The following is a 16,590-nucleotide window of genomic DNA, read 5'->3' as shown; positions in this document are numbered from 1 at the left end:
CCGTGTTCCTCGGGACCCACACGCCGAAGCTCGACGAGAAGGGCCGGCTGATCCTCCCGGCGAAGTACCGCGACGAGCTGGCGGAGGGCCTGGTGATCACTCGGTTCCAGGAGCGCTGCCTGGCCATCTGGCCCGTCGCGACCTTCGCCGAGCTGGTGCAGGGCGTCCGGGGGGCGTCCTCCAGCCAGCAGGTCCGCGACTACCAGCGGATGCTCGCGTCGGGGGCCTCGGACGAGACCCCGGACAAGCAGGGACGGGTCACGATCCCGGCTCACCTGCGTTCCTACGCGGGGCTCGACCGGGACTGCGTCGTCGTCGGGGCCATCAACCGGGTGGAGATCTGGGACGCGACGGCCTGGCAGACGTACGAGGCCAGCAAGGAGTCGGCGTTCGCCGACCTGGACGACGAGGTCTTCCCGGGCATCTGAGGTCTTCCCCCCTCAGCCGGGCAGCACTCGAGCACCACCAGCAGGACCGCACCACCAGCAGGACCGCACGCAGGACGTGCCGAGCGGCTTCAACCCGCTGGCCGGCGCCCTGGCACCACTTCCCCGGTGCCAGGTCGCCACCAGGCCTCGGGTTGGAACCACCCGGCACGTCCCGCGAGCGGGCCGGTCGGGTCGCATCTGACCCCGCCGGACGAGCACAGCCGAAGGGTCGAGCGGGTGATGGTGCAGGACGGCGAGGGCTCGGTCGGGCCGGCGCACGCGCCCGCCCACGTCCCGGTCATGCTCGCCGAGGTCCTCGCCCTCCTCGCCCCGGCGCTCGAGCCCACCCCGCAGACCCCCCACCCGGTGCTGGTCGACTGCACGCTCGGGCTGGCCGGCCACGCGTCCGCGCTGCTCGAGGCGTGCCCCGAGGCCCACCTGGTCGGGCTCGACCGCGACCCGCAGGCGCTGGCGATCGCCCGCGAGCGGCTCGCCCCGTACGCCGACCGCGTCACCCTCGTCGAGGCCGTCTACGACGAGCTGCCCGACGTGCTGGCCGACCTCGGCCGGCCCCGCGTCCAGGCCGTGCTCCTCGACCTCGGCCTCTCCTCGCTCCAGATCGACTCGGCCGAGCGGGGCTTCGCCTACGCGGCCGACGCGCCGCTCGACATGCGCATGGGCCGGTCCGGCCCGACGGCCGCCGAGGTCCTCAACACCTACGAGGTGCGCGACCTCGCCCGCGTCCTGCGCCGCTACGGCGAGGAACGCTTCGCCGACCGGATCGCCCGCCGGCTGGTCGAGGCCCGCGAGGTCGAGCCGTTCGCCCGGTCCGGCCGGCTGGTCGAGCTGCTCCGCGCCGCGATCCCGATGGCCACGCAGAAGACCGGCGGCCACCCGGCGAAGCGCACGTTCCAGGCGCTGCGCATCGAGGTCAACGGCGAGCTGGCCGCGCTCGAGTCCGTCCTGCCGAGCGCCGTCTCCGCGCTCGCGGTCGGCGGGCGCATCGCGGTCCTCGCCTACCACTCGCTCGAGGACCGGCCGGTCAAGCAGGTCCTGGCCGCCGGTGCCGCCGACCGGGCCCCCCGCGGCCTGCCCGTCGTGCCGCCCGAGCTCCGCGCCGAGCTCGAGCTGCTCACCAAGGGTGCCCAGCGCCCGACCGAGGCCGAGGTCGCCCTCAACCCGCGTGCGACGTCCGCCCGGCTGCGCGCCGCCGCTCGCATCTTCGACCCCCGTCAGGCGGGGGGACGACCCCCCACACCCCCCGATGGCGTTCCACTCGCTGGCGCTCGCGAAACCCCCCGAACGACGACCCGACCCGAGGAGGTGGGCGCATGAGCGCTCTCCAGGCCGCCCCGAAGACGACCCGCAGGCACGCGAGCCGACCGGACGAGCAGGTCGACCGCCCGGTCCTGCGGCCGCTGGTCACGCCGGGTCGCCGGATGGCGCGGCTGCCGTTCCTCGTCGTGCTCATCGCCGCCTTCGGGCTGGGCATGGCCGGGCTCCTGCTGCTGAACACCACGCTGCAGAACCAGGAGTTCGAGGCGCGCCGACTCAACAGCCAGGCCAGCCAGCTGACCTACGTGCAGGATGACCTCGAGTCGCAGCTGCAGACCGTCTCCGCGCCCGCGTCGCTGGCGCAGAAGGCGTACGAGCAGGGCATGCGGCCCAACGTCCACGCGGCGTTCCTGGTGCTGCCCGACGGCACCGTCAAGGGCGACGCGGAGACCACCAAGGGGACCGAGATGAGCCACCTCCAGCCGGGCGCCGGCGAAAAGCTGACCACGGCCCGCGCGGCGGCGGAGGCCGCCGAGAAGGCGGCCAAGGCGGCCGAGGAGGCGACGGCGGACCCGACCCCCGGGGCCACGACGACGACCAGCCCGACGACCAGCACCTCGGCGCAGCCGACGACGACCAGCCGCTGAGAGGCCTGCCGATGCCGCAACGCCGACCGCACCCCGCCGCAGCCGGGCGCACCGGCTCCGACGGGCGCGACCGCCCCGACGCCACCCGTCGCCGCGTCCCCGCCGGGGGCGAGGCGCACCGCCGCGGGGAACGGATCCTGCGGGACGGCTCCGCCGAGCGGGCCCGCTCGCGCCCGGAGCCCGCCGTCCGTCGGACGCCGAACAAGGCCGTGCCCGCGCCGCGGGCGAAGCCGCCGGTCCGCCGGCCGCCGCCCCGGACGCCGCTCACCGCGATCCGCGTCCCGCTCGGCTCGTCCAACCGCCGGCTGCACATCGTGCTCGTGATCATGGCCATGGGCCTCTCGCTCTGCGCCGGCCGGCTCCTGCAGCTCCAGGGCTTCGACTCGGCCCGCTACACCGCGGACTCGATCGACGCCCTCACCCGGACGCTCCCGCTGCTGCCCTCGCGCGGCGAGATCACCGACCGGAACGGCGCTGTCCTGGCGTCGACCCAGCCGGCGGTGGCCGTCACCGCCGACCCGACGCTCGTCATGGGTGACAAGCCCGAGCTCGCCGCCGGTCGCGTCGCGCAGGTCGCGGGCATCCTCGCGCCGTACCTGCAGATGACCACCGACCAGCTCGTGCCGCTGCTGACCACCCCGAACACGCACTTCGTCTACCTCAAGAAGCAGGTGCCGGCGCTGACGTACACCCGCCTCGCCGCCGACATCTCCAAGGCCGGCTTCTACGGGGTGTTCCGCGAGGCCGACCCGATCCGCACCTACCCGAACGGGTCGGTCGGCTCGTCGGTGGTCGGCTTCGTCGGGGCCGACGGCAAGGGCCTCGGCGGCCTCGAGCTGTCCATGAACCAGGAGCTGTCCGGCAAGTCCGGCACGGAGACGTACGAGAGCGCGCCGAACGGCAGCAAGATCCCGCTCGGCGACAGCAAGGTCACGCCCGCGACGAACGGCCTCAACTTCCGGCTCAGCCTCGACAGCGAGCTGCAGTGGATGGTGCAGGAGCGGCTGGCCGCGCAGGTCGTGCGGACCGACTCCGACTACGGCATGGCCGTCGTCATGAACGTCAAGACCGGCGAGGTGCTGGCGATGGCCGACGCCCCGACGTACGACTCCTCCAACCCGAGCGCCGCGTCCACCGAGGACCGCGGCAACAAGGCGGTCTCCTCGCCGTACGAGCCGGGCAGCGTGCAGAAGATCATCACCTCGGCCGCGCTCCTCGACTCGGGGACGGCGACGCCGGACACCCGCATCTCGATCCCGTACCGGCTCAAGTCCGGCCCGCTGACGATCAAGGACGCGTTCACGCACACGTCCGACCCGCTCAAGCTGCGGATGCGCGGGGCCGTGGCGCAGTCGTCCAACATCGGCATGGCGCTGCTGACCCGGCAGATGGACCGCAAGAAGCTGAACGACTACTACGAGAAGTTCGGGCTCGGCCAGACCACCGGCGTCCAGCTGCCCGGCGAGTCGGCCGGGATCATCCCCGGCGCGGACATGTCGGACATCCAGCGCGACCAGGTCGCCTTCGGCCAGGCCATCTCGGTCACGGCCATCCAGGAGGCGGCGGCCATCTCGGGCATCGTGAACGGTGGCATCTACAACCCGCCCACCGTCGTCTCGCAGGTGACCGACTCGGCCGGGAACACCGTCGACCTGGACAAGAGGGAGCCGCGCCGGGTGATCTCGGCCAAGGCGTCCGCCCAGGTCCGCGACGTCATGCAGGCCGTGATGGACAGCGAGAACGGGCAGAAGAACCTGCGGCTCGAGGCGTACGACAGCGGGGGCAAGACGGGCACCGCGCAGCGCGCCGACCCCGAGCTCCACAAGTACAAGGGCTACGTCACCTCGTTCGTCGGCTTCGCGCCGCTGAACGACCCGGAGATCCTCACCTACGTCGTCCTGAACAACCCGAAGGGCAGCTTCGACACGGGCACCAGCACGGCGAACCCGGTGTGGCGGGACATCATGAAGTTCGCGCTGCCGCGCTACTCCGTGATGCCGGACAAGACGAAGCCGAACCCCAAGCGCACGACCTGGTGAGCGCGACGAGGACCGGGCTCCGGCCGCGACGCACGTCGCCCGTCCCGCTGGACGTCCTGGTGCCCGGCACCGCCTCCTCGGTGGCGGTGTCCGGCGTCACCCTGGACGCACGGCTCGTGGAGCCGGGCGACCTGTTCGTCGGTCTGCCCGGCCGTCACCACCACGGGGCCACGTTCAGCGACGCCGCCGCCCGGGCCGGAGCCGTCGCGCTCCTGACCGACCCCGCCGGGGCCGCGCTGGCGGGGCAGACGCTCCCGCTGGCCGTGCTCGCCGACCCGCGGCACGCCATGGCCGGCGCGGCCGCCACCGTCTACGGCGAGCCGGCGCGGGCCTTGACGACCTACGGGATCACCGGCACGCAGGGCAAGACCACGACGGCGTACCTCCTCGACGCCGCGCTGCGCGCCGGCCGCACGTCGACCGGCCTGATCGGCACCGTCGGGTTCGCCCTCGACGGGCAGGACCTGGGTGGTTCGCGCACGACGGTGACCACCCCCGAGTCGCCGGAGCTGCAGGGCCTGCTCGGCTACCTCCTCGAGCACGGGGCGCAGGCTCTGGTCATGGAGGTCTCCTCGCACGCCCTCGCGCTGGGCCGGGTCGACGCGATCGTCTTCGACGTGGCGGCGTTCACCGGCTTCGGGACCGACCACCTCGACTTCCACGGCGACGTCGAGTCCTACTTCGAGGCGAAGGCCTCCCTCTTCACGCCCGAGCGGACCCGGCACGCGGTGCTCAACGTGGACGACGCCCGCGGCGAGGTCCTGGTGGGCCGCGCCCGGGCGGCCGGCCTGGGGGTCACGACCATCGGCGCCGGCCCGTACGCCGACGTCCACCCGGTGCGGACGGAGCTCGCCGAGCACGGGCGGACCCGCCTCGTGGCCCGCGTGCACGGCGAGCAGGTGGAGCTGACCCTGCCGCTGCCCGGGGAGTACAACCTGCGCAACGCGCTCACCGCGCTGGCGATGGTGGCGGCCACCGGGGGCGACGTGGCCGTCGCGGCCCAGGGCGTGGAGCGCGCGTCCGTACCGGGGCGGATGCAGCGCGTGGACCTCGGGGAGGGCTCCCCGGCCGTGTTCGTGGACTTCGCGCACACCCCGGAGGCCGTGACCGCCGCGATCGGCGCCGTGGCGGGCTCCGCCCGCGTCCTGGCCGTGCTCGGGGCCGGCGGGGACCGCGACCCCGGCAAGCGCGAGCCGATGGGTGCCGCCGCCGCGGCGGCCGCCGACGTCGTGGTCGTCACCGACGACAACCCGCGCACCGAGGACCCGGCGGCGATCCGGGCCCGGGTGCTGGCGGGCGCACGCGGGCTCGACCGGGCCGGCGTGCAGGTCGTCGACGGCGGTGACCGGCGGTCGGCGATCACCACGGCGCTCGGGCTCGCCGGGCCCGACGACGCGGTCGTCGTGCTCGGCAAGGGCCACGAGACCGGCCAGGAGATCGCCGGCGTGGTCACCCCGTTCGCCGATGCGGAGGTCGTGCGCGAGGCCTGGTCCCGGCTCCGCACGGACGGGGCCGCGTCGTGATCCCGCTCCGCGTGTCCCAGGTCGCGACCGTCCTCGGCGCCGAGCTCTGGCCCGGCTCCGGCCTCCCGGCCGACCTCGGCGTCACGATCACCGACGTCACGACCGACTCGCGATCCGTCGGCCCGGGCTCGCTCTTCGTCGCGCTCGCCGGCGAGCGGGTCGACGGGCACACGTTCGTCGCCCAGGTCCTCGCCGCGGGCGCCGTCGCCGTGCTGGTCGCCCACCCCGTCGACGGCGTCCCCGGGACCCAGCTCGTCGTCGCGGACCCGCTCGAGGCGCTCGGGCGGCTGGCGCGGCACGTCGTCGACCGCCTGCGGCCCGGCGGGCTGCGCGTCGTCGGGATCACCGGCTCGCAGGGCAAGACGTCCACCAAGGACCTGCTCGGCGCCGTGCTCGCCGCCGCCGGTCCGACCGTCGCCCCCGCCGGCAACCTCAACAACGAGCTCGGGGTCCCTCTCACCGTGCTCCGGGTCGTGGGTTCCACGAGCGCCAGCGAGGGGAACCCCTCGGGGGGTGTGGGGGGTCGTCCCCCCTCAGGACAGGGCACCGAACACCTGGTGGTCGAGATGGGGGCCCGGGGGATCGGGCACATCGCCTACCTCTGCGGCATCGCCCCGCCCGACGTCGCGGTGGTGCTGAACGTCGGCCATGCGCACGTGGGCGAGTTCGGCGGCCGCGAGGCGATCGCGCAGGCCAAGGGCGAGCTGGTCGAGGCCGTGGGCGAGGACGGCGTCGCCGTGCTGAACGCCGACGACCCGCGGGTCTGGGCCATGCGGTCGCGCACGCGGGCCCGGGTGCTGCCGTTCGCGGTCGACCGGGCGCCCGACGGGCCCGACGCGGTCTGGGCCGAGGGCCTCGTCGGCGACGAGCGCGGCCGGTACGTGTTCACGCTGCACGTCCGCCGCGCCGGGGTGGAGGCGCAGGCCCCGGTGGCGCTGCGCGGCACGGGCCGTCACCAGGTCGCCAACGCCGTGGCGGCCGCCGCGGCCGCCGTCGCCCTCGGGCTCGACGTCGACCCCGTCGCCGGCGCGCTGAGCGCGGCCGAGCCCGCGTCGCGCTGGCGGATGGAGGTGCACGACCGGGCCGACGGCGTCCGCGTGGTCAACGACAGCTACAACGCCAACCCGGCCTCGATGGCCGCGGCGGTGGAGACCCTCGCCGAGCTCGGCCGCGGGCGCGGACGCACCTGGGCCGTGGTCGGCGACATGCTCGAGCTCGGGGCCGAGGCGCCCGCGCTGCACGCCGAGCTGGCCGTCCGGCTCCGGGAGGCCGGCATCGACGAGATCGTCGCGCTGGGGGAGTTCGCGCCCCTGCTGGTGGCCGACGCGCCCGGGCGTGCGCGGGTCGCGGAGTCGGTCTCCCAGGCGGCCGCGTGGGTCCGCGCCGGGGTGGCGCCGGGCGACGTGGTTCTGGTGAAGGCGTCGCGTGGCCTAGCCTTGAACCTCGTGGCCGACGAGATCCTGCGCACCCCCGACCCCGGGAGCGACGCGTGAAGGTCGTCTTCCTCGCCGGCTTCCTGGCGCTGCTGGGCACGCTCCTCGGCACCCGCCTGGCCATCACCTTCCTGGTCAAGAAGGGCTACGGCCAGCTGATCCGGGACGACGGCCCGACCTCGCACCACGTCAAGCGCGGCACCCCGACCATGGGTGGCCTGGTGATCATCGCCTCGGTGCTGCTCGCCTACCTGGTCAGCCACCTGATCACCTGGACCCTGCCGTCGGCCTCGGGTCTGCTGGTGCTGTTCCTCTTCACCGGGCTCGGGGTCGTCGGGTTCCTCGACGACTTCATCAAGATCAGCAAGCAGCGCTCGCTCGGGCTGCGGAGCAAGGCCAAGATCGCGGGCCAGTCGATCGTGGCGATCATCTTCGCCCTGCTCGCGCTGCAGTTCCCCGACGAGCGCGGCATCCGCCCGGCGTCGCAGGCGATCTCGTTCCTGCGCGACATCGACTGGTTCCCCACGCTGCCGGTCGTCCTCGTCGTGCTCTGGGTGATGCTCCTCATCGCGGCGGCCAGCAACGGGGTCAACCTGACCGACGGCCTCGACGGCCTGGCCGCGGGCGCCTGCGTGATGATCTTCGGCGCGTACACGCTGGTGAACATCTGGCAGTACAACCAGTCCTGCGCCTACGTCTCCTCGGCCGGCCCCAAGTGCTACGAGGTGCGCGACCCGTACGACCTCGCCGTCGTCGCGGTCGCCCTGGCCGGGGCGTGCTTCGGCTTCCTGTGGTGGAACGCCGAGCCCGCGAAGATCTTCATGGGCGACACCGGCTCGCTCTCCCTGGGTGGCGCGCTGGCCGGGATGGCGATCTTCACCCGCACCGAGCTGCTCCTGATCATCCTCGGCGGGTTGCTGGTGATCGAGGTGATGTCGGTCGTGCTGCAGGTGGGCTACTTCAAGCTGACCCACGGCAAGCGCATCTTCAAGATGTCGCCGATCCACCACCACTTCGAGCTGCTCAACTGGGCGCAGGTGACGATCGTCATGCGCTTCTGGATCATCTGCGGGCTCTTCGTCGCCGCCGGGCTCGGCATCTTCTACGCGGAATGGGTGGCCGGCAGCGCATGACGATCTCCTGGATGAGCCTCGCCGACGGGGCGTCGCCCTGGCCCGACGCGCACGTCGTCATCGCCGGCGTCGGCGTCTCCGGCTTCGCGGCGGCGGACGGGCTGCTCCAGCTGGGTGCCCGGGTCACCGTGCTCGACGACGCCGCGACCGAGGCGAACGCCGACAAGGGCGCGCTGCTCGAGGTCCTCGGGGCGACCGTCCGGCTCGGGCCGGGCTCGACCGCCGCGCTGCCGGAGGGCGCCGACCTGGTCGTCACCACCGGCTTCCCGCCGAGCGCGCCGATCCTGGTGCAGGCCCTCGCCGGGTCCGTGCCGATCTGGAGCGAGGTCGAGCTCGCCTGGCGGCTGAGCCGACCGGCCAAGGTCGTGCCCTGGCTCGGGATCACCGGCACCAACGGCAAGACGACGACCACTCAGATGCTCGAGGCCATGCTCACGGCCGCCGGGCTGAAGACGGCGGCCGTGGGGAACATCGGTCGCCCGGTGATGGAGATCGTGCTCGACCCGGAGCCGTACGACGTCCTGGCCGTCGAGCTCTCCAGCCACCAGCTGCACTGGTCGAGCTCGCTGGCCCTGCACTCGTCGGTGGTGCTCAACCTGCAGCCCGACCACCTGTCCTGGCACGGCGGCATGGAGGCGTACGGGGCGGCGAAGGCCAAGATCTACGAGGGCGTCTCGCACGCCTGCGTCTACAACGTCGCCGACCGCGCCACCGAGGCGATGGTCGAGCAGGCCGACGTCGTCGAGGGCGCCCGGGCGATCGGCTTCACCCTCGGCACGCCGGCGCCGTCGATGCTCGGCGTCGTGGACGAGCTGCTCGTCGACCGGGCCTTCATCGAGCAGCGGCGCGACTCCGCCCTCGAGCTCGCGACGCTCGCCGACGTGGCGCGTGCGGCCGGGGCTGTGGCGGGACCGGGGGGCGACGCCGTGCCGCCGCCGCACGTCGTGGCGAACGCGCTGGCCGCCGCCGCGCTCGCCCGCTCGTACGGCGTCCCGGCGACCGCGGTCCGCGACGGCCTGCGGAACGTGCGCGTCGGCGCCCACAAGATCGCGGACGTGGGGGAGCGGCGCGGGGTCCGCTACGTCGACGACTCCAAGGCCACCAACCCGCACGCCGCCGACGCCGCGCTGCGCGCCTTCGGCGACCCGGACGACCCCTCGGGGAGCCGTGTCGTGTGGGTCGCGGGCGGCCAGGCCAAGGGCACCCGCTTCGACGACCTGGTGGTCGCCCACGCGCCCCGGCTGCGGGCCGCGGTGCTGCTCGGGGTGGACGCGCCGGTGGTCGCCGAAGCGCTCGCTCGACACGCACCGGATGTGCCGGTGGAGGTCGTGACCAGCGCCGAAGATGGGCGCACGACGCCGACCGGCACCGCTCGCGGTGCCGCCGACGTCATGGCACGGGTCGTCGCGGCGGCCTCGTCCCTGGCCCGGCCGGGAGACGTGGTCCTGCTCGCGCCGGGCTGCGCCAGCCTGGACATGTTCGTTGACTACGCCGCCCGCGGCGACGCCTTCACCGAGGCGGTGCGCGCGCTCGCTCCCTGACCGGTCGCTCGTGGCCCGGGACGGGAACGGGTCGCACGTGGGACGAGAAGGAGGAAGCCACCCGTGGCGACCCTGACCCCCACCCGCCGCCCCCGCACCGACATCGCCCCGACCCCGGGGCGGGCGGTCGCCCTGTGGCTCCGCGCGGTGCTCGACCGCCCGATGACCAGCTACCACCTCGTGCTCGGCTCGGTCGCCCTGCTGCTCGTGGTCGGGCTGATGATGGTGCTGTCGGCGTCCAGCGTGAACGCCTACCTGACGACCGGCGACTCGTACTACTACGTCAAGCGGCAGGTCATCTTCCTGGTCATCGGCGTGGTCGGCGCGATCACGATCATGAAGCTCCCGGTCGGCACCCTGCGCTGGGTGAGCTGGCTCGGCCTCGGGCTGGCGACGCTCCTGCTCGTCCTCACCTACACCCCGCTCGGCCTCGACATCAACGGCAACCGCAACTGGCTGTCCACCGGCGTGGCCGGCTTCGCGATCCAGCCGGCCGAGTTCGCCAAGCTCGCGCTCGTCCTCTGGGGCGCCGACGTGCTGGCCCGCAAGCAGAAGATGCTCGACCGCCCGCTCCACCTGCTGGTGCCGTTCCTGCCCGTGTCGGGTCTGATCATCGCCCTCGTCGTGTTCCAGGGCGACGCGGGCACCGCGGTCGTCCTCGCCGGCATCGTGGCCGGGGTGCTGTGGATCGTCGGGGCCCCCGTCCGGGTGCTGACCGCGCTCGGCGCGGTCGGGTTCCTCGGGGTCGTCGGCCTCTTCGTCACCTCGCCGATCCGCATGCGCCGGCTCGCCGCCTACCTCGACCCGTCGGTCAACGTCAACGGGATCAACGACCAGGCCCAGGCCGGCATGTTCGCCATCGCGTCCGGCGGCTGGTGGGGCCTCGGCCTCGGCGCCAGCCGGCAGAAGTGGGGGAGCCTGCCCGAGGCGCACACCGACTTCATCTTCGCCGTGCTCGGCGAGGAGTTCGGCCTGTTCGGCTCGCTCGTCGTGCTGGCCCTCGTCGGGCTGCTCGGCTACGCCGGCTTCCGGATCGCGTCACGCTCCGACGACCCCTTCTCGCGCTACGCCGCGGGCGGGGTCACCACCTGGTTCGTCGTGCAGGCGCTGTTCAACCTGGCCGTCGTCCTGCGCCTCCTCCCGATCGCCGGCGTCCCGCTGCCGCTCGTCTCGTACGGCGGCTCGGCGCTGATCGGCAACCTGCTCGCCGTGGGCGTGCTGCTCGGCTGCGCCCGCCGCGAGCCCGACGCGCGGAACCTGCTGGCCGCCCGCCGCGCCGGCGACCGCCCGCGGATGACGGTGACCACCGGCAGCGCTGCGGGCACGGGAGCGGCCAAGGCCACCCGCCGGACCCGGAGCCGCGGGTGACCTCACCCGCGCCCGACGCGTACGCCTCGGCCGGGCGGCCGGTGTCGGTGGTGCTCGCCGGCGGCGGCACCGCGGGGCACACCTCGCCCCTGGTCGCGACCGCGCAGGAGCTGCTCCGGCTCGCGCCGGGCACCCGCGTCACCGCGGTCGGCACCGCACGGGGGCTGGAGACGACCGTGGTGCCGGCCGCCGGGCTGACGCTCGAGCTGATCCCGCCGGTGCCGCTGCCGCGCCGGCCCGGGCCGGACCTGTTCCGCGTGCCCGCGCGGCTGGCCGCCGCCGTCCGGGCCGCCGCCGCGGTGCTGCGCGAGACCGAGGCCGACGTCGCCCTGGGCTTCGGCGGCTACGTGTCCACCCCGGTCTACCTCGCCGCCCGACGGCTCGGCGTCCCGGTCGTGGTCCACGAGCAGAACGCGCTGCCCGGCCTGGCCAACCGCCTCGCCGCCCGGATCACGCACGACGTCTTCACCTCGTTCCCCGGCACGCCGCTGGCCCACGCGACGCTCATCGGGCTGCCGCTGCGGCGCGGGATCGCCGACCTCGACCGGGCGGGTGACCGGGCGTCCGCCCGCGCCGCGTTCGACCTCGGGGCCGACCGGCCGACCCTGCTGGTCAGCGGCGGCTCGCAGGGCGCGGCCAGCATCAACGGGGCCACCCGCGCCGCCGCCGACGACCTGCTCCGCGCGGGGATCAGCGTCCTGCACGTGCTCGGTCCCCGGAACTTCGCCCCGACCGACGTGCGGCGCGCCGACGAGGCGACCGGGGCCGCGTACGTGCCCGTCGCCTACGTCGAGGCGATGGAGCAGGCGTACGCCGCCGCCGACCTGATGCTGGGCCGCTGCGGCGCCGGCACCGTGATGGAGACCGCCGCCGTCGGGCTGCCCTCGGTGTTCGTGCCCTACCCGCACGGCAACGGGGAGCAGGCGCGCAACGCGGCCCCGGTCGTCGCCGCGGGCGGGGGGCTGCTGCTCGACGACGCCGCGTGCACCCGCGACTGGGTCGCGACGCAGGTCCCGGCGCTGCTCGGCGACCCGGCCCGGCTCGCGGCCATGACGCGGGCGCTGGCCGGCACCACGAGACGTGACGCCGCCACGGTCCTGGCCCGACGCACACTGGCCGTCGCGGCGGGGTCAGGTCCCCGCCGGCACGGGAAGGGGCACTGACGTGGGTCTGCTGGAACCGGTGGAGCTCGTGGGCCCGCAGGACCTCGGGGCGACCCACTTCATCGCGGCGGGCGGGTCCGGGATGAACGGGATCGCCTCGATGTTCCTCGACCTGGGCCTGCCGGTGAGCGGCAGCGACCGGTCCGACTCCGCCTACCTGCGCGGGCTGGCCGCCCGCGGCGCCGACGTCCACGTGGGGCACCGCGCCGAGCAGCTGGGGGGCGCGCGGACCGTCGTCGTCTCCTCGGCCATCCGCGAGGACAACCCCGAGCTGGCCGAGGCCCGTCGTCGCGGGCTGCGCGTCCTGCACCGCAGCGCCGCGCTCGGCTCGCTGATGCTCGGCCGACGCGGCGTGGCGGTCGCGGGGACGCACGGCAAGACCACGACGACGGCGATGGTCGTCGGCGCGCTGGTCGGGGCCGGGCTGGACCCGTCGTACGTCATCGGTGGCGCGTTCACCGGGTCCAAGAGCGGCGGGCACCTCGGGAGCGGCGACGTCATGGTCGTCGAGGCGGACGAGAGCGACGGGTCGTTCCTGCAGTACCCGGCGCAGATCGCCGTCGTCACCAACGTCGACCCCGACCACCTCAGCAACTGGGGGACCGCGCAGGCGTACGCCGACGGGTTCCTGCGCTTCGCCACCGCGGCGGGCGTCGCGGTGCTCGTGGTCAGCGCGGACGACCCGGGGGCCGTCGAGCTCACCGCCGCTGTCCGCCGCCGGGCGCTGGACGGCGCCGGGCACGTCCCGGAGATCGTCACCTTCGGGCTGGACGCCGACGCCGACGTCCGGATCACCGGCGCCACGTACGCGGGCACGGGCTCGAGCTTTCGGCTCGGGCGCGACGGCACGGGCGGTCCGATGACCCTCGACGTCCCCGGTGCCTACAACGCCGCCAACGCCGCGGCCGCGTACGCGGTCCTCAGCTGGCTCGGCGTCGACGACGCGACCGCACGCGAGCAGCTGTCGACCTACGCCGGGACGAACCGGCGGTTCCAGCTCGTCGGGACCGTCGACGGCGTCCGCGTCTACGACGACTACGCCCACCACCCGACCGAGGTGCTCAGCACCCTGCGGGCGGCCCGGACGGCCGTGGCCGACGGGGGCCGGGTGGTCGCCGTGCTCCAGCCGCACCTCTACACCCGCACGCGGGACCTCTGGCGCGAGCTCGCCGAGGCCACCTCGCTGGCCGACGAGGCCGTCGTCATGGACGTCTGCGGCGACCGGGAGGACCCGATCCCCGGCGTGACCGGTGCGCTGGTCGCCGACGCGATCCCCGCCGGGACGGCGCACGTGACCTACGAGCCGGACTGGGACGAGGCCGCCCCGGTCGTCGCCGGCCTGGCGCGCCGCGGCGACCTGGTCGTTACCCTCGGCTGCGGCGACGTGACCAAGGTGGCGCCGCTGATCGTCGACGCCCTCGCGCGCCGCTCCGACCTGTCGGTGCGCACGGTGGGTTCCGCGGCCCCCCAGGACGACGCGCCCCGGGCCGACCAGCTGCAGCCCGGGGGTGGCCGGTGACGACCACGGCGACCCCGCCGTCGACGCGGCCCTCGGCCCGCCCGTCGCTGGCCGAGCAGCGGGAGCGGCAGCGCCGTAGCCGGCGCCGGATCCTCCGGGCCGTGATCGCGCTCGTCCTCGCCGCGCTGGTCGGCACCGCCGTCTGGCTCGTCTACTTCTCGACCGTCCTCGACACCCGGTCCGTCGCCGTCAGCGGCACCCGGGCGCTCACGCCGGAGCAGGTGACCGCGGCCGCCGCCGTACCCCTCGGCCGGCCGCTCGCGCGCCAGGACCTCGACGCCGTCGCGCGGCGCGCGACCGCGCTGCCCCAGGTCTCCGCCGCCCAGGTGACCCGCGACTGGCCGAACACGGTCCGCGTCACCGTCACGGAGCGCGAGCCCCTGCTGGCCGTGGCCCAGCCGGGCGGCTTCCTCATCGCGGACAAGGCCGGCGTGGTCTTCGCTGCGGAGACGACCCGACCGACGGGCGTGGTCGAGGTCGCCGCAGACCCGGCGAACCGCCCGCTGCTCGTCGAGCTCGGCTCCGTCGTCCTCAGCCTGCCCAAGGACGTGCGCGACCAGGTGACGAGCATCGCCGCCACGACGCCGGACTCGATCCAGCTCAAGACCACCTCGGGCATCACGATCATCTGGGGCGACTCGTCGCAGTCGGAGCTGAAGGCCCAGGTGGCCGTGGCCCTGCTCGACTCGGGCCCGAAGACGACCATCGACGTCTCCGCGCCCCACACACCCGCCGTCCGGTAGCGCCCGGCGCGCGGGCACACCCTCCTGCCCTCGGCACACCTTCCTGTCGCGGGCACACCCTCCTCTTCTCGGCACACCCTGCAGGGTGTGCCGTCATGACCAGGGTGTGCCGCGGCGAGCAGGGTGTGCCGACGCGATCGGGGCGGCGGAGGGGGCCTACGGCCCGCACGCCCCACCTCACCCTCAAGTGGATCTCCAGAGATCCGGGGGTTACGGCGATCCGAGGGCGTGTCGGACGCCGTCACGTGGACTTGCCCGACGGCCCTCGCTAGATTCGCAGACGTTCGCGTCTCCCCTCGTCGACCTACCTTCCCCGGGTCGGCCCGTCGGGTCTCGACCCTTCGTCGAGGCTCGGAGGACCGGGTCGGAGGAACGTCGAACGAGCCGGTCGAGCGCGCAAGCGAGAACGAGAAGGAAGTACCCCCGTGGTGTCTGCGTCACAGAACTACCTGGCCATCATCAAGGTCGTCGGAGTCGGCGGCGGCGGTGTCAACGCCGTCAACCGCATGATCGAGGCCGGTCTGCGCGGCGTCGAGTTCATCGCCGTCAACACCGACGCCCAGGCGTTGCTGATGAGCGATGCCGACGTCAAGCTCGACATCGGTCGTGAGCTCACCCGCGGCCTCGGTGCCGGTGCCGACCCGGACAAGGGTCGCCAGGCCGCCGAGGACCACGCCCAGGACATCGAGGACGCGCTCAAGGGCGCCGACATGGTCTTCGTGACGGCCGGCGAGGGCGGTGGCACCGGGACCGGTGGCGCGCCCGTCGTGGCTCGGATCGCTCGTGCGCTCGGGGCGCTGACCATCGGCGTCGTCACGCGGCCGTTCTCGTTCGAGGGCAAGCGTCGCGCCGGCCAGGCCGAGGCGGGCATCGGCCAGCTGCGCGAGGAGGTCGACACCCTCATCGTCATCCCGAACGACAAGCTGCTCCAGATGGTCGACCACCAGATCGCCATCCTCGACGCCTTCAAGCAGGCCGACCAGGTGCTGATGCAGGGTGTCTCCGGCATCACCGACCTCATCACCACCCCGGGCCTGATCAACCTCGACTTCGCCGACGTCAAGGCGGTCATGTCGAACGCCGGCTCCGCGCTCATGGGCATCGGCTCCGCCCGCGGCGAGGACCGGGCGCGTGCGGCGGCCGAGATGGCCGTCAGCTCGCCCCTCCTCGAGGCCAGCATCGAGGGCGCGCACGGCGTGCTCCTCTCGATCGCCGGCGGCTCGGACCTCGGGCTGTTCGAGGTCTCGTCCGCGGCCGACCTGATCCAGGCGGCGGCCCACGAGGACGCGAACATCATCTTCGGCACGGTCATCGACGACGCGCTCGGCGACGAGGTCCGCGTCACGGTCATCGCGGCCGGCTTCGAGGGCGGCCAGCCGCCGCGTCGCCAGCCCGGCATCGCCCGTTCGGCCGACCTGCGCAACGGGGGCGGCGGCAACGGCCGACCGGCTCAGGCCCCGCAGGCGCCCGCCCAGGCGTCGAACCCGGGCCCGTCGTACGAGTCCTCGCGCCCCGTGCCCGCGGCCACGCCCAGCGGGGCGAGCGCCGGTCCGGCGTCGACCCCGCGCCCGGCCCAGCTCCGGCCGCCGAGCCCGCCGGCCGACGACGACCTCGACGTGCCCGACTTCTTGAAGTAAGCGGTCCCGGGCCGCCGCGGCGCGACGGGCCGCGCCGCCGAATCGGGGCAGCGTGTCGCCGGTCGTCGTCCGCGGCGGGCGCCGGGACGGCCGGTAGTGTCGTGGTCGCCGACCCTCTCCTCGAGCGGGTCGGCGACGGAC

General features: G+C 74.4%; 13 protein-coding genes. All 13 read left to right on the top strand.

What is annotated here, in order from left to right; translation table 11 throughout:
• Nucleotides 1–2: 2 nt before the first annotated feature.
• On the top strand, nucleotides 3–428 hold the full coding sequence (mraZ, locus tag FHX39_RS16095; protein WP_183340067.1) for a division/cell wall cluster transcriptional repressor MraZ: 426 nt from the start codon (nucleotides 3–5) through the stop codon (nucleotides 426–428).
• Nucleotides 429–668: 240 nt separating this feature from the next.
• On the top strand, nucleotides 669–1,763 hold the full coding sequence (gene rsmH, locus FHX39_RS16090) for a 16S rRNA (cytosine(1402)-N(4))-methyltransferase RsmH (RefSeq protein WP_183341587.1): 1,095 nt from the start codon (nucleotides 669–671) through the stop codon (nucleotides 1,761–1,763).
• The gene (locus tag FHX39_RS16085; RefSeq protein WP_183340066.1) at nucleotides 1,760–2,350 is read left to right on the top strand and encodes a hypothetical protein; all 591 of its coding nucleotides are present in this window, start codon (nucleotides 1,760–1,762) and stop codon (nucleotides 2,348–2,350) included. The genes rsmH and FHX39_RS16085 overlap by 4 nt, the downstream gene beginning before the upstream one ends.
• Nucleotides 2,351–2,361: 11 nt before the next feature.
• Complete coding sequence (locus FHX39_RS16080; protein WP_183340065.1) at nucleotides 2,362–4,389, top strand: peptidoglycan D,D-transpeptidase FtsI family protein; 2,028 nt, start codon at nucleotides 2,362–2,364, stop codon at nucleotides 4,387–4,389.
• Nucleotides 4,386–5,912, top strand: coding sequence for a UDP-N-acetylmuramoyl-L-alanyl-D-glutamate--2,6-diaminopimelate ligase (locus FHX39_RS16075; RefSeq protein ID WP_332836874.1), 1,527 nt, complete (start codon nucleotides 4,386–4,388; stop codon nucleotides 5,910–5,912). Before FHX39_RS16080 ends, FHX39_RS16075 begins: the two co-directional genes overlap by 4 nt.
• Nucleotides 5,909–7,405: a UDP-N-acetylmuramoyl-tripeptide--D-alanyl-D-alanine ligase gene (locus FHX39_RS16070; RefSeq protein ID WP_183340064.1), complete on the top strand. Its 1,497-nt coding sequence runs from the start codon at nucleotides 5,909–5,911 to the stop codon at nucleotides 7,403–7,405. The genes FHX39_RS16075 and FHX39_RS16070 overlap by 4 nt, the downstream gene beginning before the upstream one ends.
• Nucleotides 7,402–8,478, top strand: a complete 1,077-nt coding sequence (gene mraY / locus FHX39_RS16065; protein ID WP_183340063.1) for a phospho-N-acetylmuramoyl-pentapeptide-transferase — start codon at nucleotides 7,402–7,404, stop codon at nucleotides 8,476–8,478. The genes FHX39_RS16070 and mraY overlap by 4 nt, the downstream gene beginning before the upstream one ends.
• The gene (murD, locus tag FHX39_RS16060) at nucleotides 8,457–10,019 is read left to right on the top strand and encodes a UDP-N-acetylmuramoyl-L-alanine--D-glutamate ligase (protein ID WP_183340061.1); all 1,563 of its coding nucleotides are present in this window, start codon (nucleotides 8,457–8,459) and stop codon (nucleotides 10,017–10,019) included. The genes mraY and murD overlap by 22 nt, the downstream gene beginning before the upstream one ends.
• A 63-nt stretch (nucleotides 10,020–10,082) precedes the next feature.
• Nucleotides 10,083–11,387 (top strand): putative lipid II flippase FtsW, encoded by a 1,305-nt coding sequence (gene ftsW, locus FHX39_RS16055; protein ID WP_332836873.1) that lies wholly within the window; start codon nucleotides 10,083–10,085, stop codon nucleotides 11,385–11,387.
• Nucleotides 11,384–12,550: an undecaprenyldiphospho-muramoylpentapeptide beta-N-acetylglucosaminyltransferase gene (murG, locus tag FHX39_RS16050; RefSeq protein ID WP_198424010.1), complete on the top strand. Its 1,167-nt coding sequence runs from the start codon at nucleotides 11,384–11,386 to the stop codon at nucleotides 12,548–12,550. The genes ftsW and murG overlap by 4 nt, the downstream gene beginning before the upstream one ends.
• A 1-nt stretch (nucleotide 12,551) precedes the next feature.
• Nucleotides 12,552–14,069 (top strand): UDP-N-acetylmuramate--L-alanine ligase, encoded by a 1,518-nt coding sequence (murC, locus tag FHX39_RS16045; RefSeq protein WP_183340059.1) that lies wholly within the window; start codon nucleotides 12,552–12,554, stop codon nucleotides 14,067–14,069.
• Nucleotides 14,066–14,812, top strand: a complete 747-nt coding sequence (locus tag FHX39_RS16040; RefSeq protein WP_183340057.1) for a cell division protein FtsQ/DivIB — start codon at nucleotides 14,066–14,068, stop codon at nucleotides 14,810–14,812. The genes murC and FHX39_RS16040 overlap by 4 nt, the downstream gene beginning before the upstream one ends.
• 425 nt (nucleotides 14,813–15,237) lie before the next feature.
• Complete coding sequence (ftsZ, locus tag FHX39_RS16035; RefSeq protein WP_183340054.1) at nucleotides 15,238–16,449, top strand: cell division protein FtsZ; 1,212 nt, start codon at nucleotides 15,238–15,240, stop codon at nucleotides 16,447–16,449.
• The last annotated feature ends 141 nt before the right edge of the window (nucleotides 16,450–16,590 follow it).

It is taken from the genome of Microlunatus antarcticus (assembly GCF_014193425.1).
In the GTDB taxonomy this organism is placed as follows: domain Bacteria; phylum Actinomycetota; class Actinomycetes; order Propionibacteriales; family Propionibacteriaceae; genus Microlunatus; species Microlunatus antarcticus.
Note: the sequence above shows the minus strand (reverse complement) of the source record. Positions and strands in the feature narration are given on the sequence as shown.

Coding starts and splice junctions, on each gene's coding strand:
- rsmH (WP_183341587.1), top strand. CDS start 669: ATGGTGCAGGACGGCGAGGGCTCGGTCGGGCCGGCGCACGCGCCCGCC.
- FHX39_RS16085 (WP_183340066.1), top strand. CDS start 1,760: ATGAGCGCTCTCCAGGCCGCCCCGAAGACGACCCGCAGGCACGCGAGC.
- FHX39_RS16080 (WP_183340065.1), top strand. CDS start 2,362: ATGCCGCAACGCCGACCGCACCCCGCCGCAGCCGGGCGCACCGGCTCC.
- murD (WP_183340061.1), top strand. CDS start 8,457: ATGGGTGGCCGGCAGCGCATGACGATCTCCTGGATGAGCCTCGCCGAC.